The 1,003-nt window shown below is 50.4% G+C and carries 1 protein-coding gene; it reads left to right on the top strand.

Going from position 1 to position 1,003, the window contains the following annotated elements; genetic code table 11:
* On the top strand, nucleotides 1–1,003 hold a 1,003-nt coding region (locus ACNRUY_RS26630; protein WP_488114686.1), incomplete at both ends, for an IS3 family transposase.

Below are 1,003 nucleotides of genomic sequence, written 5' to 3' on the forward strand. Positions count from 1 at the left end.
CCTTAATCCAGGAAGCCATTTTACAGGGCGCACGAAAGGCCAAAGCCTGTGCTGCCCTCAACCTGTCGATACGCACGGTCCAGCGCTGGCAAGAAGATGCAGTTCAGGTTCGGGAAGATCAACGCAAACATGTTAATCGTCCGACGCCTGCCAACCAACTGACAGAGGGTGAACAAAACGAGATTCTGGAAGTTTGTAACAGTGATCAGTTCAAAAGTAAGCCTCCCAGCCAGATAGTACCGACACTGGCTGATGAAGGTGTTTACCTGGCCTCTGAGTCCACTTTTTACCGGGTGCTGAAGGCGCATGATCAGCAGCATCACCGTGGCCGCAGTCAAAAGCCCTGCAAGCGAAAGCCGACATCACACCGGGCAACGGCTCCGAACCAGCTATGGTCATGGGATATTACATTTTTAGGGTCGCCCATCAGGGGCAAGTATTACTACCTCTACATGGTTCTGGACGTCTATAGCCGTATGATAGTGGCTTGGGAAGTCCATGAAAGAGAGTCCACTGACCTGGCTTCACAAATGATCCGGAAAGCCTTTATGCAACACAAGATCAGTCTTCAGAAGCAGCCGCTTGTTCTGCACTCGGACAATGGTAGCCCTATGAAAGGTTCGACTATGCTGAGCACACTTCAGCAGTTAGGTGTGCAGACATCGTTCAGTAGGCCTCGTGTAAGTAACGACAATCCTTATTCAGAGTCTGGCTTCAGAACCATGAAATATCGTCCTGAGTACCCAAAGCATTTTGCCGACCTTGTGGCGGCCAGAGATTGGGTACATGAGTTCGTGAACTGGTATAACGAGGAGCATAAGCACAGTGGTATCAAGTTCCAGACGCCCCATGACAGGCACACGGGTCAAGCTCAACAGAAAGTAATAAACCGAGAAGCTGTTTATCGTAAAGCGAAGGAGCAACACCCAGAACGCTGGGGAAGCCGCAATACCAGAAACTGGCAGTTACCCACTGAAGTATGGCTAAACCCTGAGCGATCAGA

It is taken from the genome of Endozoicomonas sp. Z74 (assembly GCF_057680865.1).